Below are 21,005 nucleotides of genomic sequence, written 5' to 3'. Positions count from 1 at the left end.
TATTGCGATTTACCAAGTATATAAACCGTTGCCTCATGGTTTGGATTTTTCGCCCGCGGAGCGATCTGCTACTGAAGTTCAGTTTCTGGCTGACCGGACATATACCAATGCTGATGGCGAACGCAGATGGATCAGCAAATATTTGATGCCGTGCTGGAGATGATTGCCGGTGCCCGTCGTTTGGTGCTGGTGGATATGTTCCTATTCAATGATTTTCAGGGACAAGTTGCAGAGACGCATCGTAACTTATCTGACGAATTAACCGATGCACTGATTGCCCAGAAACAACGCTACCCGGAACTGGATATATGGGTGATCACTGATCCGCTTAACAGTGTTTATGGCGGGCTTCCTTCCCAGCATTTTGAGCAACTGGAAGCGGCCGGTATTCCAGTTACTTTGACCGATTTGACTCGCTTGCGTGATAGCAACCCGGCATATTCTGCTATCTGGCGTTTATTTATCCAGCCCTTTGGCAATAGCGAGGGCAAGCTGTTGCCCAATCCTTTTGGCGAGGGTCGAGTTTCACTGCGTAGCTATCTTGCGATGCTGAATTTTAAAGCCAACCATCGCAAACTGATCATTTCTGATGACGCTCATGAACTGACGGCGTTGGTTACCTCAGCTAACCCTCATGATGGCAGTAGTGCACATGGCAATGTGGCGTTACGTTTTCATGGCGATGCAGCCTGGGATTTGTTTGAAAGCGAAGCGGCCGTGTTGAAGTTTTCTGGCGAACCGGTTCCGATACCGGAGTTGGTGCAAATATCCAATTCGGCAACCAACGAGCTTACTGTTCAAGTGGTCACTGAACGGGCTGTTGAGCGGGCGGCCTTAGATCTGATTGATAAAGCCAAACCCGAAGAGCAACTGGACATGGCGATGTTTTATTTGTCTGACCGACAGATTGTGAAAGCTCTGAAACGAGCAGCTGAGCGGGGCGTGACGTTACGGGTATTACTCGATCCCAACAAAGATGCATTTGGTCGGGAGAAAAACGGTGTGCCCAATCGTCCGGTAGCACATGAATTGATGCAAGCCGGCATTACGGTGCGTTGGTGCGATACTCATGGCGAGCAATGTCATGCCAAATGGTTGATGCATCGTGATGCTGGTGCGCAAACAACGATGTTGCTTGGCTCTACCAACTTTACCCGACGAAATCTGCATAACCTCAATCTGGAAACCAACGTGATCCTGCGTGGCTCTGCTGATGCTGAACCTATACAACAAGCTGAGCAGTGGTTTGAAGAGCGTTGGAACAATCTGAACGATCGTAACTACAGTGTCGACTACACCACCTATGCCGATGAAAGGCTTTGGCCGCGTATGCTTTATCGCTTTATGGAAGCGACTGGCCTAAGCACTTTTTAACGTGATTTTAGAATGCATGCGAAAAATCATCGTGATTAACATCAGTTAACGCGTCGGTTGGAACAATCTGTCACTTTTATTCTCTATGTTTTATGTCGAAATAATTTTCAGAAACCTTAATTAACCCAAGGAGACGTTATGGATATCGACTTTACGAGTGATTATGTGGTGAATGACAACGATGTGACGTTTTTTGCCATTGTGGATAAGCAAACGGTGGCATGTATTGTTTCAAAAGAGCTTTGCTTGAGCTGACTACCCCTGACGATGAAGATGATGCTGAGACGTTGTTTCTCGATCATCAATATAAGTTTGAAGAGATTGCTGAGGGCATGATTCGCAATCATCAAGCGGTGGATGGTGAAGTGCATATCACGAGTACCGAGCTTTTATAAGGCTTGGCTAAACCCTTCTTTCATCGGCGTTGTTGACTCTCACAGCTTATAAATGCAGCTTTATATAAATGAAAGTTATATAGTGGCTATGAAATCGCGCCTGATTGAATTTACCGTTCAATAGACTTTTCAGGCTCCATCCGAACAATGAGAGGCTGACGATGAAATCACTACCAGACACTGTTGTTTCCTATAAACGCACCCCTGAGTTTGATGAGGAGTCAATTCCTGAAGGTTTGTTAAAGAATCATCAAACTAAAGCTGATGTTTGGGGAAAAATCGTCGTATTGAGCGGACATCTGCTTTACACCATTCATGAGCCGTTTGAAGAAATTACTTTGGATATCAATACCTTTGGTGTGGTTGAGCCAACTGTTTTACATCAGGTGAAACCTGTTGGTTCCGTGCGGTTTTATGTAGAGTTTTATCAGTAACACAAGTTAGATAGGGGCTTTCAGGCTTTGTTTATTTTGAGCCTGTTTTTGCCCTGACCATCCGCTCGAATCGGCATGACATGCACTAAACTCAAATCCAAGCGGATCCCGAGCTTGGTTCCAACAGGCAGGTTTTTGCGAAAGGAACCCGATAAGGTCAACACAAATTCAGCTCCGGCTACTTCTTCAATAGTTAATGTCAGCAGGTTGATTTCACCTAAATGTCTGGATTCCGTCACTTCGGCATGAAAGTCATTCTGTTGAGCAATTTCATTTTTTTTAATCAAGCTGATGCCATCACTTGGAATTACCCAGTTGACGGGCTGACCTTCAGGTAATCTACCCTTATCACGCACTTGTAAAACAGGTTGTTGGGCAACGCTTAAACCTTGCCCTTTCCAACGCAATAACCCTTGCCCGGATTGCTCTGATGGTCCAATCCATTCCCCCAGAAAACGATTATGTATACCGACCAGATCAGCCACTCGAGCATTACGTGGTGCATTGTAAATATCCGACGGCGTGCCTTGCTGCAGAATTTGGCCGTTATCGATCACAACTAATTGATCAGCCAACATTCGCGCTTCGTTTAAATCATGGGTGACTAAAATAATCGGAATGGCTAATTCACGACGTAAATCTGCCAGCAATCGATAAAGACTTTGACGATTCATCTGATCTACTGCTGAAAAGGGTTCATCCAATAGCATCAATTTGGGTTCACGGGCTAATGCTCGGGCAACGGCGACACGTTGTTGCTGACCGCCCGATAAATCTGCTGGTTTACGGTGTTGTTCTGCATCAGTTAACCCCACGTGATCCAGCCAGCGTTTAGCTTGTTTTATCCGTTCAGCTTTGGGCAAATGCAACAGGGGTAATGACACATTTTCAATCGCATCAAAATGCGGCATCAGCGTGTAGTTTTGAAACACCATGCCGACATGACGACTTTGAGGAGAAAGACAAATATTCTGCTCGGTATCGCACCAGACTTCGTCGCCGACAATTACTTTGCCCTGCTGCGGTTGCATTAAACCTGACAACATCCGTATTAATGAGGTTTTGCCTGCTCCTGACGGGCCGACCAATGCTAATAACTGCCCGGATTCACATTGAAAGTAGCCTTTTATCGGCATCGGCAATGTTTGTTCAATCGAAACCTGCAGGGCCGGAGAATGTTGCGTCATCGTTTAACCGCCAATCGTGCCGAAGCAAAAAATGACGCGACTACTGCGGTCAACGACAAGAGCAATAACATCATCGCCATTTGATTTGCCCCGTCGAGATCAAATGACTGCACTCGATCATAAATCGATATGGCGATGGTTTTGGTTTCACCGGGAATACTGCCACCGACCATTAAAACCACACCAAACTCGCCCATGGTGTGTACAAAGGTTAAAACCATGCCGGATAAAATACCGGGCCAGGCCAATAGCACTTCAATACGCCAGAAGCTTTGCCATTTGCTTAAGCCACTGACCGCAGCAGCTTCGCCTAATTCCCTAGGGATAGATTCAAAGGCACGTTGAATTGGTTGTACCAGAAACGGGATATTAAAAATCACCGAGGCAATCACCAAACCTAAAAAATTAAAGGTCAGTTGAAAGCCAAAAGTCTCGGCGAACCATTGGCCAAACGGTGAGCCACCGCCCATAGAAACCAGCAGGTAATAGCCTAAAACCGTCGGGGGTAATACCAATGGCAAAACCACTAGGCCTTCTATCCAGGCTTTATAACGAACCTCGGTATGTGCCAGCCAACGACCTAGTAACAGGCCAAACGGCAGCAAAATCAGCAAGGTTACAAAAGCCAGTTGCAGCGAGAGTATTAACGCCTGCCAATCCATTTTAAAGTCGCTTTAAGTTAGGCATCGGGCATCGCAAAGCCATAACGCACCATGATGTCTTGTGCTGGTGGTGTGGCGAGAAAATCATAAAATTGTTGTGCGGCTGATGGCGCGTCTTTTATCACCACCATGCGTTGAATAAGTGGCTGATGCCAGTGTTCGGGGATCAATTCAAACTCACCTAATTTGGCAACTTGTGGGGCAAGTGCAAGAGATAACGCAATAATGCCGCCTTGGGTGGATCCAGAAGTGGCAAACTGGGCGGCTTGAGAAATATTTTCGCCATAAACCAGCTTTGTTTGAATGCTCTGCCACAGCTCGGCATATTGCAAAGCTTCCATTGCCCGCGTTCCATAGGGAGCATGTTCAGGGTTAGCGATAGCGAATTTCTGTAATCGACCATCTTTTATAGCCTTGGTTAAATCAGTCAGTTCGCCATCGGCTTTTAACGGAGATTGATGCGGCACCATAATGCCAATGCGGCCAATAGCGTAGATGCGACCTTGATCTTGAGTTTTACCGGCTTTAGCTAATTCAAATACAAAATTTTCATCTGCTGACATAAACACATGAAATGGCGCGCCTTGCAGGATCTGGGTTTTGAAGTTGCCGGACGAACCGAACACTAAACGTAGTTGCTGACCGGTTTGCTGCTCAAATAAAGCGGCGACTTCTTCGATTGCAAATTTGAGATCGGATGCCGCTGCTACCGTAGCTCTTTCAGCCATAGCCTGGGTCGAAAGCAGTACGATAAAAAAACTGGCAATTAATTTAAAAGGCTTCATGGTGTCCTGACTAATGGGGCTGCTTTCGTTAGGCCTGTTGAGACATAACGCTCAATATAATGCATGTGATTTATGACAACAACTTTGCGAAGGATTGAGACTAATCGGTTAAGGCGCGAACGGCGGCTAATTCTTCGGTGGCTTGTGCATTAAGGCGTGTTTCAAGAGCATCATACTTCTCTACCAGCTGCTGGCCGAGAAGGGTTAACGAAGTGCCACCGCCACCTTTTCCTCCACTGGTGGTTTCAACCACCGGTTTACCAAAACCCTGATTCAGCGAATCAATCAGCGCCCAGGCTCTTTTATAAGGAATACTGAGTTTTCTTGCTGCTGCAGCAATCGATTTCAGTTCCGCGATAGCTCGTAATAAATCGATCTTGCCAGGACCAATAGCCAAGCCTTTGCCCAGATATATTCTGGGACGTACTAGAATGACATTATTTGTTTTGGGTGTTGATTGCATAGCGCTAGCCTAAACAAAAGCGTAGGTGAAGGCCAGAGCCTTTGTCACTCTCTAACCAGAGCTAAATGTATGTTAAAGCCAAGCTGATTTTTCTGGTCTTTAATAGACATTGTTGTTGGGTGGTAAACCGCTGATAATGGCGACATGGGGCTTGTTTATCTTTTAGCGCCACAACAAAGGCGGCTTTAAAAAATAACCAAGCCCTCATTAACATGGAGATAACAATGAAAATAATTGCTTTGATCGTTAGTTTGTCAGTAGTCGCTTTAGTTTCCGGCTGTGCAGTCAAAACTACAGGAGTAAAAAAAGTCGGCCCGGATACCTATACGGTTTCTGCTGACCATGTGAACGCAACACCCGCTAAAGCTTCTGTATTGGATCAAGCTGGTGAATATTGTGCCAGTCAGGGTAAAGAACTGTTGGTCACTAAAATCTTAAAACGTCAAAAAGTAAAATATTTTTACGATGCAACGTTCCTGTGTCTGGATAAAGGTGACCCACGTCTGGTCAGCCCAGAATATGAAACAACAGTTGAGCCTAGATAATTACCTAAATCGTTGATCAAAACTAAACCCGGTAGTGAAGTGACTGCCGGGTTTAGTTATTTAAAAACCTGAGTTTGATGTCTGTTAACGACGGCTATTAGCAATATGCTTTAGAGTTGTTTAAGGTTGATTGAAGCAAATCCCTCTATTGCCTCTTCATTTACATTTCTTCATGCCGGTCCGCTTGCATCCACTCACCCTGAATCGGAGTGTTTTATATGCCGATAAACCCCATCAATATTGTTCTTTGGCTAGTGCTTTATTTGGTGATCGCTTTGCTGCCGATGATGATCGCCATGGGCATTGATCGCCCGGAGCCACGAGATCTCATGGTTGAAATGGGATCAATGCTCGGCTTATTAGGACTGGGCATGCTGGCAACTCAATTAATTATTTCGGGTAGACATCGCTGGTTTGCCGGCAATGTCGGGCAAGACAATTTGCTGCAGTTTCATCGACGCACCGGCATTGCTGCGTGGTTATTTATCCTGGCACATCCGGTGTTATTAATTGCTGGTGATCAGCAGTTTATTGCCTGGTTAGATCCGCGAGAAGACTGGCTCCGTGCAAGTGGTGTGATTGCATTAGCTTTGGCAGTGACGGCATTAATTATCAGTTCGTTATGGCGAAAAGAACTTGGTTTGCAATATGAAACATGGCGAACCGTTCATGCGAGTTTGTCGTTATTCGTGGTGGCCGGTGGGTTAGGACATGCCTTGATGGGCAAGCACCATACCGAAGGTTTATTAACTCAAGCCTTGATTATTGCTGTGATCGCGATTCCGTTATTACTATTACTGGAAACACGTTTATGGCGACCTTATCAGTTACAAAAACGACCTTGGCGGGTGGTTAAGTCTGATGAAATGAGAGCGGATTCGAACGACTTGATTTTAGTCGCAGACGGTCATTCGGGAATGAAATTTAACCCTGGCCAATTTGTCTGGCTGACGATGGGGGATTCACCGTTTTCGACACAACAACATCCGTTTTCAATGGCATCAAGTGCAACAAATCCAGAAAGATTGGAGTTTGTCATTAAAGAAGTCGGTGATTTCACCCATCATTTATCCAAAGTTAAAGCCGGAGATAAAGCTTTTCTGGAAGGACCATACGGAGTGTTTTCGTTAGATCCTAATGCGAAACGCCGTGCTGTTTTTGTGGTGGGTGGCATTGGCATCACCCCCGTGTTGTCGATGATTCGCAGTCGATTGGCAAAGGAGAATTACACTCCGATGTGGCTGATTTATGCTAATAAGTCAGAAGATGAAATCATTATGCGAGAAACGCTGGAGGCATTTACCCAAAAACTTCCCTTTACATTCGCTCATGTGCTGTCAGATCCTTCTGATGATTGGATGGGAGAAACGGGGTATGTAGATGGTGATTTGCTAGATGAATACCTGCCAGAAGATGCTGACGATATAGATTATTTTGTCTGCGGACCACCACCGATGATGGATCTGGTGGAGCCTGAACTGCAAAAACGTGGTGTGAATGCTCGGCGCATTTATTCTGAACGCTTTGATTTAGTGTAAGGAAATTTTATGTTGCATATATATGCTCGACGAATCGGTAGTGTGGTTTCCGTCGTTTTATTAATCATTACACTAGCAATGGCCTGGCTGTTCGCAGGTTAAAAAATAAGGAAGAAAACCATGATCGTAACGTTTAGTTCGAAAGCCTCAGCGAATATCACGATGTTAGGTGATGTAGCAAAAGATATGCTGAAAATAATGGGCCATAGCGGCACCGTTCCTGGCGCGTTTCAGCCTCAGGATTTGCCACGTGCATTAGAGAATCTACAAAAAGCCGTTGATTCCAGTGCAGCTGCAGATCAAGATCCTGAGGACGGCGAATTCAAACCAGGCCTGTCACAACGTGCATTGCCGTTAATCAATCTGTTAAAAGCAGCAATTGACGCCAATGCCGATGTGATGTGGGACGGTAAATAAGATCTGTCTTTGCATACGAGTTACATCAACTATATTTGCTGGTGGAGAAAGTAACAGATCTATCAAATAGTTTAGATTCGACTGAATTGGGATTTTGTACGGTATGATTCCCCTGAATAAATATGCCGATTGGCTTTCAATCGGCATTCAGACTGGGGAGTTATACAGTGGAACCGGCTTATTTTATTTACGCTTTTGCAGGTGGTTTGCTGGCAATGATTTTGCGCCTGCCACCACTGGCCGGATTTCTTGCAGCAGGGTTTTTACTCAATTATTCAGGCTATGAACTGACCCCGACCCTCAATGCCATCGCCAATCTCGGCGTCACTTTATTACTATTTACCATCGGCCTTAAACTCAATATCCGCACGTTGCTGCAATCCGAAGTATGGGGCGTGGCCAGTTTACATATCACCCTGTCCAGCCTGTTATTTGTATTGATCCTTGGCTTGCTCAAGTTTGGTGGCATTGTGCTGATGCAATCTACCGATTGGACCGCCATCCTTATTTTGGCCTTTGCCTTGTCGTTTTCCAGTACCGTATTTGCCGTCAAACTGCTTGAAGAACGCAGTGAAACCCAATCGTTTTATGGCCGGGTGGCGATAGGTATCTTGATCATGCAGGATATTTTTGCGGTGGTTTTCCTGTCTGCCACCACCGGCAGTCTGCCATCCGTATGGGCTCTGGGTTTATTTCTGCTGATTCCTGCAGCGCCATTTTTACGGAAAATTTTGGACCGCTTAGGTCATGGTGAAATGCAAGTGTTGTTTGGCTTTGTGCTGGCATTGGTGCTGGGTTACAAACTGTTTGAGATGGTCGGGCTGAAAGGCGATCTGGGTGCGTTGATTATGGGGATTCTGCTGGCACCTCATAAAACATCGGCCAGTCTGGCGCGTTCATTATTCAATATTAAAGAACTGTTTCTGGTGGGGTTTTTCCTTTCAATTGGGCTGACCGCATTACCTAGTTGGGAACATGTAGCTCTGGCCGTGTTTTTACTAGTGTTGCTTCCATTGAAAACGGTGTTGTTTGTGCTGATGTTCCCACGTTTTAAATTACGAGTACGTACCTCGGTATTAACCTCAATGACGCTGACCAATTACTCAGAATTCGGGTTGATTGTTGCAGCACTTGCAATGACGCAAGGTTGGTTGAGCAGTGACTGGCTGGTAATTTTGTCGTTATCAGTTGCGATGAGTTTTGTGGTGGCAGCTATTTTGAATAACTATAACGAGCGCCTGTATCAATTAAGCCGAGGTCGATTAGATGAAGTGCCTGCTGCGGATTTACATCCGCATGACAAACCGATTGAGCTGAATGGTGCTCAGGCTGTCATTTTGGGTATGGGCAAGATTGGTCGGGGTACCTATCAACGGTTGCAGGATAAATATAATTTAAATGTGTTGGGTATCGATAACGATCAAAACAAAGTTGAACGTTTAAGCGAGCATTATCAAATCGTTGAAGGCGATGCGGTAGATTCGGATTTCTGGGACAAATTATTGGTGAGCGATCAAGTTCAACTGGTGGTGTTGGCGATGCCACATCATGCCGGGAATGTGTATGCACTTGAACAACTGCGAGGCCGCGATTTTAAAGGCCGTGTGGCGGCCATTGTCGAATATCCCGATGAAGTAGAGCGCTTAAAAGCCTTAGGGGCGGATGAAGTATTTGAAGTATACGAAGGTGCAGGTTTGTCGCTGGCAGACCGAGCGATGCAGGAGGTTTATTAGGTCGTTTTAAAGTTAGTAACATAGGAGAGGAAGTTTAAACTTCCTCTCCAGAATCTGAGCCAGGTTAAAGGCTCGTGTCATATCATTTGAACTGTTAGAAATTGTTTTAAGAACCAGCCAGTTTTTCGTCGAGATGAATTGGTTTATCTTTGTTTTTTCGCTTCAGCTTAGACATAGTGGTTAAAACCCAAACAAAAAATATTGGCACAAACACCACGCCCAAAAATGTCGCACTTAACATTCCACCAATAACTCCGACGCCCAAAGCTTGTTGGCTGGCTGCACCAGCACCACTCGCTAATGCTAATGGCACGACACCTAATATGAATGCCAGCGAAGTCATAGTAATAGGACGAAAGCGGAGTTTTGCCGCTTCAACGGCTGATTCAATAATCGTATGACCCTCAGCCCGTAGCTCTTTGGCAAACTCTACAATCAAAATGGCATTTTTGGCTGACAAACCAATAATGGTGATGAGGCCGACTTTGAAATACACATCATTGGGCATGCCAAGGATTGTTACGGCAAGAACCGATCCTAATGCACCAATTGGCACAATTAACATCACTGAAATCGGTATGGACCAACTTTCGTATAGGGCCACCAGCAAGAGGAATACGACTAAAATCGCCAGTGAGAATAGAAAAGGTGCTTGAGCCCCAGCAGCTTTTTCTTGATAAGAAAGTCCAGTCCATTCAAAGCCAATCCCTTGAGGCATTTCAGAAACAATGCGTTCAATTTCAGCCATCGCTTGGCCTGAACTATAAGTTGGTGCAGCATCTCCAGCAATCCGGACAGATGGATAGCCATTGTAGCGGGCAACTTGTACCTCACCATTTTCCCATTCTGTGGTGACAAAGGCGCTAAAAGGCACTTGCACACCATTGCTATTTTCCACATTTAGCCGGGAAACATGTTCTGGTGTCATGCGTGAGTTAATGTCCGCTTGAATGACGACGCGCTGTAGACGGCCTGTATTGGCAAAATCACTCACAGTGGCTGATCCAAAAGCAGTGGAGATGACATTGTGAATAGATTCTATTTTGATGCCCATGGATTGCGCTTTCTCACGATCGATGTTGATTCTCAATTGCGGAGATTCTGGTAACCCTTCCATCATGGCGTAGGCAATCGTGGGAGAGCTGTTTGCTTTTGCAAGTAATTCGTCTCGAGCGTTTAATAATGCATCGCGTCCTAATCCTGCTCGATCCTGCAAGCGCAAAGAGAAGCCGCCGGAATTACCTAGTCCTTCAATTGCAGGTGCCATCACCGCCATGACGACACCATCACTCACATCGGCAAACTCCTGATTGACCGCGTCAGTTTCATTTTTGGCAGATTGCCATTTATCTCGCTCAGACCATTCTTTTAATGTGGGAAATAAAATGCCAGCGTTATCCCCCATGCCGGAGAAACTAAAGCCCATTACGGAGAACACATCCTGCATTGAATCTCGATCGATTAAAAAGTTTTCCAGTTGCTGAATGGTCGTATCAGTACGCGAATAAGTTGCGCCCGAGGGGAGTTGGACATCCACAATAAAATAACCTTGATCCTCTTCTGGCAAAAAAGACTCTGGCAACTGGCTGTAAAAATAACCTAAGGTGAGAACCAGGCCGAGGTAAATGACCATATATCTTCCGGTTTTTTGCACAAAGTTACTGTTCAACCAGACATATTTTTTAGTGAGCCAACCGAAGGTGTTATTAAACCATCCAAAAAAGCCTTTCTTTTCTTCGTGATGTCCTTTTGGAATAGGTTTTAATAATGTGGCGCATAAGGCCGGTGTCAGGCTAAGTGCGAGAAAACCCGAAAACAAAATTGATACAGCAAGCGCTAGCGAGAACTGTTGGTAAATCACACCAACGGAGCCATCCATAAATGCAAGCGGTAAAAACACGGCTGAGAGTACAAGCGTGATCCCCACAATAGCGCCTGAAACCTGTTTCATCGCTTTTCTTGCTGCATCTTTAGGCGATAAGCCTTCTGTTGCCATCAGGCGTTCAACGTTCTCAACAACGACTATTGCGTCATCGACTAAGATACCAATCGCAAGGACCATACCGAACATGGTCATCATGTTTATGGAGAAACCTAAAAGCGACATCACAGCAAATGTGCCAAGCAAACATACCGGCACAACAATTGTCGGGATCATCGTATAGCGGATATTTTGAAGGAACAGGAACATTACCAGAAACACCAGAACCATGGCTTCAAGCAAGGTATGTATAACCTTTTCAATCGCGACCTTAACGAACAAGGATGTATCGTAGGGAACAGATGCTTCAATATCGCTTGGCAGATTTACCGAGAGCTCCTCAAGGCGCTTTTTTACCGCCTCTACCGTTGCAATTGCGTTTGCACCAGGCGCTAGCTGAACAGCACCGGCGACAGCTTGTTTACCATTCAAGCGGGTTTCAAAATTGTAATCTTGTCGACCGATTTCAAGCTTGGCAACATCAGATAATCGCACAATAGAACCATCTCTATTGGCTCTTAGGATAATTTGTCCAAACTCCTCTGGTGTGTCGAGAGTACCTTTAACGAGCAGTGTTCCAGTGAGCTCTTGTTCAGATAAGCTGGGTCGACCACCAAAACTACCGGCTGGAACTTGCGCGTTCTGTTCGGTGATAGCAGCGGTTATATCTGCCATGGAAATATTAAAGCCTCGCAATTTCTCAGGGTCGATCCATACCCGCATCGCTGCTTCTGAACCGAAATATTGGACCTTTCCGACCCCTGGTACTCGGCGTATTTCATTATTGATTTGGCGTGTTGCTACTTCGGCAAGACCGACAATATCTTTGTCAGTATCATCACCTTTGTAAGTCAATGAATAGATCATTAAAAAACCGGCGTTCGCTTGCTCAACCTGTAGACCTTGGCGTATCACTTCAGCAGGTAAACGAGCCTCGGCGGTTTTGATTCGATTCTGCACATCAACTTGTGCCATGTCAGGGTCAGTGCCCGGTTCGAAGGTTACGCTTATTTCAGCCACACCATTTGAATTGCTAGCCGAATCGTAATAGAGCAAATTTTTTGCGCCATTGAGTTCTTCTTCAATGATATTGGTCACCGTCTCAACCAACACCTGTGCTGAAGCACCTGGATAAGTGGCAGTAATCATGATTTGTGGAGGCGCCACGACAGGAAACTGCGAAACAGGTAATGATGGAATTGCTAACAACCCAGCAAGAGCAATAAAGATGGCCACAACCCAGGCAAAGTTGGGACGTGAAATAAAGAAATTTGACATGGTTTATCCCAGGTAATCAGCTAAATATCAGTTCAGATTTTGGTGGAGGGTGTGGTGTTTCTTTCAACTTTCGCCGTTTCTAACCGGGGGATAACTGTATCGTTGGGCATAACGGCGCTTGCGCCGCCAACGATTATGCGTTCACCTGCATTCAGCCCATTTAAGATATGCCATTCACTACCATGCATTGCGCCAGTTTCTACTAAACGGGCTTCAACAATATTGTCCTGACCAACGACGAGTACCTGAGGTTTACCATCTGTACTGCGGCTGATGGATCGTTGCGGAATTAAAACAGCTTGAGGATAAATACCTTGCTCAATTTGAATGCGAACGTACATGCCGGGAAGCAGCACTTTGTCACTGTTAGAAAAACGACCGCGAAGTGAAACCTGATTACTTGTTTGATCTACACCAATATCTGAGAACAACAGATGACCTTCACGTGTTCGGGTGCTGCCATCTACCGTTAACGTGATAATGGCATCACCACTTTCATTTGTTGATAAACGGCCATCCTCAATCGCTTCACGGGTTTGAATAAGCTTTTCAATAGATTGAGTGAAATCGACAAAAATGGGATCAAGCTGCTGAATGGTTGCCATAGGTGTCGCTTCACCTTGACCAACCAACGCGCCTTCAGTGACAAAAGCACGCCCAATTCGACCGGAGATAGGCGCTCTTACGGTGGCATAGTCTAAATTCAGCTTAGCTGTTTCTATATCGGCTAATACGGATAATTTTGCGGCTTGAGCACTTTTATAGGCAGTTTGCGCCGTATCGAATTCTTGCTGACTGATGGCCTGCTGTTCGACTAAAGGTTTATATCGTTTTACGATAGTTTCTGCATTGAATAAATCTGCTTCTGCTTTTGCAAGTTCGGCCTCTGCGCGGGACAACACCGCTTTGAAAGGTGCTGGATCAATTCGGAATAAAACTTGTCCTGCTTTTACCTCCGCACCTTCTTCAAATTCCCTTTTCAAAACGATGCCGGCAATTCGAGCACGAACTTCTGCGACTCTAACTGGGATAACTCGACCAGCTAGTTCGTCTGTTTGAGACAATCGCACATGCTGTACTTCGACAACATCCACTTGTTTGGGCTAAACGACAACATAGACTTCGTCTTCTTTGCAGCCTGCTAAAGTCATACTCACCAATATTAACGCGGGTAACGCTAGTTTTAACGGTGACATTTTCATCTTATTCCTAAAAAGTTGATCGTCGTAAAGTGTGGGGAAAAATAGATGATACCTAATTGATTCATTTGAATCAATTTTGATTCAAGCAGGGGCAAATGGTTTCTGTATACTTGAAAGTTAATAAAGTTTTATTAAGGTTGAATTATGACTAGAGAGGAAATTTACTGATGTCTGTTACTGAGCAGAGCCCCACAGAATATGACGACATGGAATTTCGCTTTCTGCCTGCATTAGCGCTTGCTTTGGTTAACCAGCCTCGTGCGACCTTGCAAGAATTAGCAAACTCAATAGGAGTCAGTAAAGCCACGCTTTACCGTTTCTGTCCGTCAAAAAAACAATTGATTGATCGCTTGATATCGCATGTTGCGCTGTATTACATCAACGCGATAAAACGTGCAGAGCTGGATAAAGGCTCCCCACAAGAGGCGTTATCAAGATTAATAAATGCCTATCTGACCAACAAAGAATTTGGAATATTTATGATGCACAACTGGCGGCCAGATTATTTGGATGAATCCCATCCAGATAAAAGCTGGATTAATGGCCAGGATGCATTAGATGCGTTTTTTCTCCGAGGACAAAAGGAAGGCGCATTCCGGTTAGATATTAGTGCGGCTGCGATGACCGAACTTTTCTATAACATATTGGCAGGATTGATTGATGCGGAACGAAGAGGGCGTATTCCCCGAAACAGTCTCTACCAGCTGATAGAGCTAAGCCTGAATAGCTGTCTTAGCCAACCCTCAAAAACATAGGTGTGCTCAAGTTTATTGGTTACTTGAAAGCCGCCGCTAGAACTAAGCAGCGACTAAGCCATCTATTTAATCGCTGCAGTGAAAGCTAAATTCAAGAACGTTATTGAGGAAAACCTACTTCCAATTAGTACGCTTGGCATGTTGGAGTTTTTCATAACCTGCCAGTAAAGCATTATGCCGTTCAAAACCTTCCAGGCTGAGGCCGGGGCAATGCAGGTTGTGGAATAGTTTTTTACCTTCAACGATTTGAATGCCATCGTCTACATTTTGTTGGCCGTACATTAATGCCAAGCCTTTAGTGTATTCAGCATAATCGCGTTCATCATCCCATTTGATTTCCAGCAACGCTTTTAAACAACGGTAATGCAGAATGGTTTTTTCGCTGGCCTGATCTAGTGCCAGACACCAGTCAATCCAGTCGATGGCTTCTTCGTCTTCCAGCGCCAGATACAACATGGCTTTCAGTTCGCCGAGACGAATCTCTGCCCATAAGGTACCAGGATCTGCAGCCAGGCCGATAAATGGGGCTACCGGGGTTTGGTCGTTATAACCACCTTCATCCAGACGATCCAGAATATCCTGCCATTGTTCAGCATCACCATCTTTTAAGGTCAGGAAATCTTCGCGGAACAGAGCACCTTCATTATTGTTTTCCCAAACCAGTTCATCGACAGGGTAAATATCTGACATGCCCGGTACCAGAATTCGACAGGCGTAGACATCCAGGTGATTGTAATCGGCAATGTAGATATCAAAACCCAGGTTATGGATGGTATCGCTGAGGAATTTGAATTCATCGGCGGTGGCATCATCAAAATCCCAGTCGACGAAATCATAATCTGGCGTTTCGCGGAAAAAGTCGTTGGAGATATAACCGCTGGAGTCGATAAAGTGCATTTCTAGATTGGCAGGCGAGGCGACTTCATCCAAATCAAAAGTCGGTGGATGGAACACATCCAGCTGATCCAGACCACGGCCTTGTAATAATTCAGTGACAGTACGTTCCAATGCCACTTCAAAACTGGGATGGGCACCAAACGACGCAAACACCGAACCATCTTTTGGGTTAATTAACGTCACGGACATTACTGGAAACTGACCGCCCAGTGATGCATCAGCTACTCGCAGGTGATAACCGTGATCACGCAACTCTTGTAAGGCTTGTTGAATTTTAGGGAAACGGTTCAACACTTCATCAGGGACTTCCGGTAGGCAAAGTCCTTCAGCGATGATTTTGTTTTTTACATAGCGTTCAAATACTTCAGACAAACCCTGAACACGGGCTTCATTCTGGGTGTTACCCGCCGACATGCCATTACTGACATAAATATTGCCAATCACATTGACTGGAATGTAACGGATTTCACCATCACGCAAACGTTGGTAAGGCACTGCACAGATACCGCGTTCGCCATCACCGGAGTTGGTATCAAACAACATATCCGGCGTTAGTTCATTTTCCGGATCAAAGTATTTCCACAGCGATTCATCCATCAAGCCTTCAGGCATTTCATCGCCATCAATATCAAACCAGCGTTCATGGGGATAATGCACAAATTCGCTGTTGCTGTGATGCTCGCCCAGATAGAAATCAGCAAAGAAGAAATTGCAGCTGAGACGTTCAAAATATTCACCTAACGCGCTGGCCAAGCAGGCTTTTTCGCTGCTGCCTTTGCCGTTGGTAAACATCAAAGGGCAGGTTTTATCGCGGATGTGGACTGAATAAACATTGCTAACCGGGTTAAGCCAGGAGGCTTCTTCGATATCAAAACCAAACGATTTTAATTTGGCTTGCATGGTGGCGATGCTGGTTTCCAGATCGCTATCTTTGCCTTTAATGAATGTTTGCTCAGTCATGATTGGATACTCGTTTAGATAAAAAAGCCCCAGTAATGGGGGCTTTTTCAGTTAGCCTGCTTTGGCTTCACATCTTAACAGCTTTGCGGGTTGTGCTTTTTGCATAATTGCCATTACTCGATTTATGAATCGAAGGCATCTTAATATTTATTTTTTGCCGAGTGCTAAAAAAGCACCCACTACTACAGCTACAGCGCCACCAATGATGAACCACATGGTTTCATCGGTAAAACGACCGGTAATCGTTTCAGTGACTTGATCGCCTAAAGACTGTGAAGAATTCCAACCGAATACCAGCAGAATAACGCCAACAACTAACAAGATAATGCCTAAAAGTTTGGTGCTCATATTCTCTCTCCATTAATTATTTTATTTGTTTATGTTCTCCACGGATGTTCCGGTAAATCACATACACCAATGGTTTCAACACCTGCACGGGCGACTAAATCATCGTTTTCAACCGAGCTACCACTGACGCCTATCGCGCCAGACATAAACCCTTCATCATCGACAATCGGTACACCCCCCGGAAAAGTAATCATGCCATCATTGGAGTGTTCAATGCCATACAATGGTTTTCCTGGTTGGGACAGTTGGCCGATTTCTCCGCTAGGCATGCCGAAATAAACAGCCGTACGGGCTTTTTTGATGGCAATATCGATGCTACCAACCCATGCATCATCCATACGATAGAAGGCTTTGAGTGCACCGCCGGAATCCACCACGGCAATGCACATGCGAGTACCTGTTTCTTCGGCTTTTTTGAGTGCGCCATCTATTGCTTTGTGGGCTGCTTCTGAAGTTACGTGCATGATTATTTCCTTAATTGTTGCCGGATTAGAACTACTGAGAATGAAAATTTCTCAACAGATATATTTGTCATGAAATATGATCATGACAAAGATGATTCGTAACAAACTTACAAAAGTTGTTTAGTCGCATAACTAATGAAACATCCCCACTGTAGAACTCAGAGAAATAAGCGCATTAACCTAGAGCAAATGTATCGGTAGAGAATTGATAAAGGATCGTTATATGAAACTTGTTTTATCTTTACTGACCATGATGTTGGCTGGCTTTATGAGTCCGGCGATAGCTGAAGATCGTCAAGCTATTCAACAGCAACTCGATCAAGCTTGCGAGGCTGTGAGATTGGAAAAGCTGCGACCCATCAGAGAAAGGTATGCCGCGGAGTGTGTCGCTGAGTGGGATCGTAGTCAGGAATATTGCGAGCGCTTTTACAGTGACTATGGGAATCAGGGTGGGGATCAGCCGGTATTATTTTATGATTTGCCAGAGTGTGAAAAAGCCTGGAATTATCGGCAATCTTATCGAAATGCCAATTAAATCCAGATCACTGGAACGACTTGTAAAGTGTTTTATTTGAATGGTTTAAGATGCACTGTCTAATATCTTTTACAACAATTTCTCAAGGACACTGAGTGGAACGAGGTGGTAAGGAACATTTTATAGGTTTGGAATGGCTGCGCTTTTTGCTCGGTCTTTATATTGTTATTTTCCACACGCTGCACACTTATAAACTCAAAGAAAAAGTCCCTTGGTTGATGGATATGGTGGGTGTCGGCTTTTTTGCCACCAGCAGTTTCTTTGTGTTATCCGGTTTTCTATTAGCGCATGTATATTGCAGCAATGGCGAATTACGCGAAGCGGCGACCAGTTTTTGGGCCAAGCGATTTTCTAATTTATACCCGCTGCATATTTTTTCTCTGCTGTTAACCTTCACTGTATTAACCATTATCAGTTATCTGGGAATTCCACCGGATGATGTAAAAGCCACTGTGCGGTTTGTGGTGTATGACACCAATGTGGATTTAGGTGAAGCGGGCCGAGCGTCAATAGAGCATTACATGAGTAATGGGGAGTTATTGCTCAACTCGTTTTTACAAGTGTTTATGTTGCAGGCGTGGAATCCTTTTTACCTGACTTTTAATGCGCCGTTATGGTCGATTTCTACCTTGTTTTTCTTTTATCTGACCTTTCCCTTTGCCGCGCCGTATCTGATGCGGGTAAAGCATAAAGTGTTGTGGATTGCGGCATTAATGTTGGTTTATCTGATCCCGCCTTTATTGGTGATTTGGAATGGCGACTATGGAATGCCGTTTACTGGCATGTTGCATCGAATGCCGATTATTCGTATTCCAGAGTTTTTTGCCGGTATTGTCGGTTATGCCCTTTTTCGCCAGATGCGGGATAGTGGACGAGAGCCTACGCCAGTTATTCGAATGCTGATGATTATGTTTGTTTTGTTGTGCTTTTTCGGAGCAATCTGGCTACTTAAGAGTGAGCGTTACTGGTATTTCTTGCTACATAACGGTTTGCTATTACCTGCCCAACTGATGCTAATTTATTTGTGCGCTTTAGCAGGAACACCACGCAGTGAATGGTTTAATAACTGGTCACGTCGACTTGGTGCGGCATCTTTACCGTTGTTTGTCTTACATGTGCCGGCTTTTATCTTATTTTCCCGCTCAGAAAAGATTTTCAATGTGATGTCAATTGAGTGTTTACAGGACTGGAAAAGCTGTGCGGTGCAGGCAAGTGAACAAACCTTGTCGATTTGGTTTTATCCATTGTTTCTGTTTCTGACGATTATCTTGTGTATCTGGATGATGGAGCGTGCGGTGGTGCCTACCCGTAAATGGATATTAAAACGTTTGCCATTGATGGCCACAAAACAATCTTGATTTTTTTATGCCAATGCCGGCCTAAATTTATACCTAAGCAATATTCTTTTTCAGCTTTGATTTGAGGAAATAACATGTCTTATCCCTTAGCTAATCGCTCAGGACGCTCGTTAAATTTTATCTCGAATGTAGTCGCAATCAGTTTGTTAGTGCTTTCAACCAGCAGCTTTGGTTTTTCGCTGGATGATGTGGCCGAAAAAGCCCAGGCATTGGTCAAACAGGACTACATCAAACCGCAAAGCAATCTACCTGTTGAGTTCAGTCAGATGCAATTTGCCGATTACATGAAGATTCAGCCAATCGCTGAAAAATTTCACTGGAATGATCAGCAAACACCATTTCGTTTGGCGTTTTATCATCAAGGTATGCACTTTAAAGTGCCAGTAAAAATTAATGAAATCTTGCCCAATGGCATGACGGAAATTACCTATGATCCTGAGGATTTTGCGTTCGGTGATTTATCGTTTGATAAAGCTACGACGTCGAATCTGGGGTATGCCGGTTTCCGTGTTTTATATCCCATTAACAAAGCGGATAAATACGACGAAATCATGAGTGTGTTAGGGGCGAGTTATTTCCGAGTCATTGGTAAAGATCAGGTTTATGGTCTGTCCGGCCGTGGGATGAATATTGATACTGCGGTATCCGATGACATCGCCGAAGAGTTTCCGGCTTTTCGTGAGTTTTGGATTCAACATCCACAACCTGGCGAGGAAAATCTGGTGATTTACGCTTTGTTGGATTCACCTAGTGCAACTGGTGCTTATCGTTTTGATTTACAACCTGGCGCCAATACGGTGCTTGATGTTGAAGCCAAAGTGTATTTACGCAAACAGGTTAATGAGTTGGGTCTGGCAACCTTAACCAGTATGTTTTTATATGACGGCCGCCAACCACCTAGCCAGCATAATTTCCGTCCACAAATTCATGATTCAAATGGATTGTCGATCCACGCTGGGAATGGCGAATGGATTTGGCGTCCATTGAATAACCCTGATGGTGTATCAGTCAGTACCTGGCAGGTTGAAAGCCCGAAAGGTTTTGGTTTATTGCAGCGTGGCCGTGAATTTTCACGCTTTCAGGATCTTGATGATTTATACCATTTACGACCTAGTGCTTGGGTTGAAACCAAAAGTGACTGGGGCAAAGGTCGTATCAAACTGATTGAATATCGCACTGCCGACGAAACCAATGATAATGTCGGCGCTTTTTGGATACCGGATAACCTTCCAGCGTTTGGTGAACCGCTGGAATTGGCATACCGAATTCATTGGACTTTGGATGAACCAGCACTGGCGGATCCCAATATTGCCTGGGTTGCACAAACCTTACGTTCAGCTGGCGAAGACAAGCAGGCAAACCTGATCCGTGATTTAGATGAAACCATTTTATTGCAGGTGGATTTTCAAGGTCCGGTATTAACCGAGCGCGGTGAATATCAGATGCCTGCAACACAAATCAGTATCAGTGAGCATGCTGAAATTTTAAGTAGCCACCTGCGGTATAACCCGGCTACCAAAGGCTGGCGTTTGATTATGCGGACGCGAATTCACGATCCTACTAAGGTGGTTGAAATGCGGGCTGCATTGGTCGATGAGAACCAACAGCCATTATCTGAAACATGGAGTTATCAGATTCCTGTTGGCTATGCTGTAACCCGCTGAAAAACTAACAGAAGCTTCCGCTCTGCATAG

The 21,005-nt window shown here is 44.8% G+C and carries 20 protein-coding genes; 11 read left to right on the top strand and 9 right to left on the bottom strand.

What is annotated here, in order from left to right; all coding sequences use genetic code 11:
* Positions 1-126 precede the first annotated feature (126 nt).
* The 3 genes from E8Q33_RS13865 (at position 127) to E8Q33_RS13860 (ending at position 2,203) form a co-directional block, all read left to right on the top strand.
* Positions 127-1,374, top strand: coding sequence for a phospholipase D family protein (locus tag E8Q33_RS13865; RefSeq protein WP_247870120.1), 1,248 nt, complete (start codon positions 127-129; stop codon positions 1,372-1,374).
* Positions 1,375-1,595: 221 nt separating this feature from the next.
* Entirely contained in the window at positions 1,596-1,769 is a 174-nt protein-coding gene (locus E8Q33_RS15480) for a hypothetical protein (protein ID WP_168800219.1), read from the top strand.
* A 161-nt stretch (positions 1,770-1,930) separates the two neighbouring features.
* Complete coding sequence (locus E8Q33_RS13860) at positions 1,931-2,203, top strand: DUF1971 domain-containing protein (RefSeq protein ID WP_069294713.1); 273 nt, start codon at positions 1,931-1,933, stop codon at positions 2,201-2,203.
* 20 nt (positions 2,204-2,223) lie between these two features.
* On the opposite strand, the gene E8Q33_RS13855 is transcribed toward E8Q33_RS13860, so the two are convergent.
* The 4 genes from E8Q33_RS13855 to E8Q33_RS13840 all read right to left on the bottom strand — a co-directional run bounded on the left by E8Q33_RS13855 (position 2,224) and on the right by E8Q33_RS13840 (position 5,300).
* Positions 2,224-3,390 carry an ABC transporter ATP-binding protein gene (locus E8Q33_RS13855; RefSeq protein WP_136555464.1) on the bottom strand — a complete coding sequence of 389 codons (1,167 nt, stop codon included), beginning with the start codon at positions 3,388-3,390 and terminating at the stop codon, positions 2,224-2,226.
* Positions 3,387-4,052 (bottom strand): molybdate ABC transporter permease subunit, encoded by a 666-nt coding sequence (gene modB, locus E8Q33_RS13850; protein ID WP_069294711.1) that lies wholly within the window; start codon positions 4,050-4,052, stop codon positions 3,387-3,389. Before modB ends, E8Q33_RS13855 begins: the two co-directional genes overlap by 4 nt.
* A gap of 17 nt (positions 4,053-4,069) precedes the next feature.
* The gene (modA, locus tag E8Q33_RS13845; protein WP_136555462.1) at positions 4,070-4,837 is read right to left on the bottom strand and encodes a molybdate ABC transporter substrate-binding protein; all 768 of its coding nucleotides are present in this window, start codon (positions 4,835-4,837) and stop codon (positions 4,070-4,072) included.
* A 100-nt stretch (positions 4,838-4,937) separates the two neighbouring features.
* The gene (locus E8Q33_RS13840) at positions 4,938-5,300 is read right to left on the bottom strand and encodes a winged helix-turn-helix domain-containing protein (RefSeq protein WP_136555461.1); all 363 of its coding nucleotides are present in this window, start codon (positions 5,298-5,300) and stop codon (positions 4,938-4,940) included.
* A gap of 224 nt (positions 5,301-5,524) precedes the next feature.
* On the opposite strand from E8Q33_RS13840, the gene E8Q33_RS13835 reads away from it, so the two are divergent.
* The 4 genes from E8Q33_RS13835 (at position 5,525) to E8Q33_RS13820 (ending at position 9,533) form a co-directional block, all read left to right on the top strand.
* Positions 5,525-5,845, top strand: coding sequence for a hypothetical protein (locus tag E8Q33_RS13835; RefSeq protein WP_136555459.1), 321 nt, complete (start codon positions 5,525-5,527; stop codon positions 5,843-5,845).
* Positions 5,846-6,063: 218 nt separating this feature from the next.
* A complete protein-coding gene (locus E8Q33_RS13830) occupies positions 6,064-7,383 on the top strand; it encodes a ferric reductase-like transmembrane domain-containing protein (RefSeq protein WP_136555457.1) in 1,320 nt (439 codons plus the stop codon).
* Between the two features lie 120 nt (positions 7,384-7,503).
* Positions 7,504-7,800, top strand: a complete 297-nt coding sequence (locus tag E8Q33_RS13825; RefSeq protein ID WP_136555455.1) for a DUF1840 domain-containing protein — start codon at positions 7,504-7,506, stop codon at positions 7,798-7,800.
* A gap of 167 nt (positions 7,801-7,967) precedes the next feature.
* Complete coding sequence (locus E8Q33_RS13820; protein ID WP_136555453.1) at positions 7,968-9,533, top strand: cation:proton antiporter family protein; 1,566 nt, start codon at positions 7,968-7,970, stop codon at positions 9,531-9,533.
* A 106-nt stretch (positions 9,534-9,639) separates the two neighbouring features.
* On the opposite strand, the gene E8Q33_RS13815 is transcribed toward E8Q33_RS13820, so the two are convergent.
* Entirely contained in the window at positions 9,640-12,792 is a 3,153-nt protein-coding gene (locus E8Q33_RS13815) for an efflux RND transporter permease subunit (protein WP_136555451.1), read from the bottom strand.
* Positions 12,793-12,824: 32 nt separating this feature from the next.
* Complete coding sequence (locus E8Q33_RS13810; protein ID WP_305792043.1) at positions 12,825-13,886, bottom strand: efflux RND transporter periplasmic adaptor subunit; 1,062 nt, start codon at positions 13,884-13,886, stop codon at positions 12,825-12,827.
* Between the two features lie 275 nt (positions 13,887-14,161).
* On the opposite strand from E8Q33_RS13810, the gene E8Q33_RS13805 reads away from it, so the two are divergent.
* Entirely contained in the window at positions 14,162-14,749 is a 588-nt protein-coding gene (locus tag E8Q33_RS13805) for a TetR/AcrR family transcriptional regulator (protein ID WP_069294704.1), read from the top strand.
* Positions 14,750-14,863: 114 nt separating this feature from the next.
* Here the strand turns inward: E8Q33_RS13805 and ycaO are convergent, their stop codons facing one another.
* The 3 genes from ycaO to E8Q33_RS13790 all read right to left on the bottom strand — a co-directional run bounded on the left by ycaO (position 14,864) and on the right by E8Q33_RS13790 (position 17,418).
* The gene (gene ycaO, locus E8Q33_RS13800) at positions 14,864-16,606 is read right to left on the bottom strand and encodes a 30S ribosomal protein S12 methylthiotransferase accessory factor YcaO (protein ID WP_136555449.1); all 1,743 of its coding nucleotides are present in this window, start codon (positions 16,604-16,606) and stop codon (positions 14,864-14,866) included.
* 147 nt (positions 16,607-16,753) lie between these two features.
* Positions 16,754-16,954, bottom strand: a complete 201-nt coding sequence (locus tag E8Q33_RS13795; RefSeq protein ID WP_069294702.1) for a DUF3185 family protein — start codon at positions 16,952-16,954, stop codon at positions 16,754-16,756.
* 29 nt (positions 16,955-16,983) lie between these two features.
* On the bottom strand, positions 16,984-17,418 hold the full coding sequence (locus E8Q33_RS13790) for a heme-binding protein (protein ID WP_136555446.1): 435 nt from the start codon (positions 17,416-17,418) through the stop codon (positions 16,984-16,986).
* Between the two features lie 223 nt (positions 17,419-17,641).
* Here E8Q33_RS13790 and E8Q33_RS13785 point away from each other — a divergent pair, with 223 nt between their 5' ends.
* The 3 genes from E8Q33_RS13785 to E8Q33_RS13775 all read left to right on the top strand — a co-directional run bounded on the left by E8Q33_RS13785 (position 17,642) and on the right by E8Q33_RS13775 (position 20,975).
* Entirely contained in the window at positions 17,642-17,953 is a 312-nt protein-coding gene (locus E8Q33_RS13785) for a hypothetical protein (protein WP_136555443.1), read from the top strand.
* A gap of 95 nt (positions 17,954-18,048) precedes the next feature.
* Positions 18,049-19,311 (top strand): acyltransferase, encoded by a 1,263-nt coding sequence (locus tag E8Q33_RS13780; RefSeq protein WP_136555441.1) that lies wholly within the window; start codon positions 18,049-18,051, stop codon positions 19,309-19,311.
* 74 nt (positions 19,312-19,385) lie between these two features.
* Positions 19,386-20,975, top strand: coding sequence for a glucan biosynthesis protein G (locus E8Q33_RS13775; protein WP_136555439.1), 1,590 nt, complete (start codon positions 19,386-19,388; stop codon positions 20,973-20,975).
* The last annotated feature ends 30 nt before the right edge of the window (positions 20,976-21,005 follow it).

Origin of the sequence: Methylophaga sp. SB9B (assembly GCF_004832235.1) — a bacterium.
GTDB lineage: Bacteria > Pseudomonadota > Gammaproteobacteria > Nitrosococcales > Methylophagaceae > Methylophaga > Methylophaga muralis.
The sequence above is the reverse complement of the archived record's forward strand: the minus strand, read 5'-3'. Positions and strand labels throughout refer to the sequence as shown.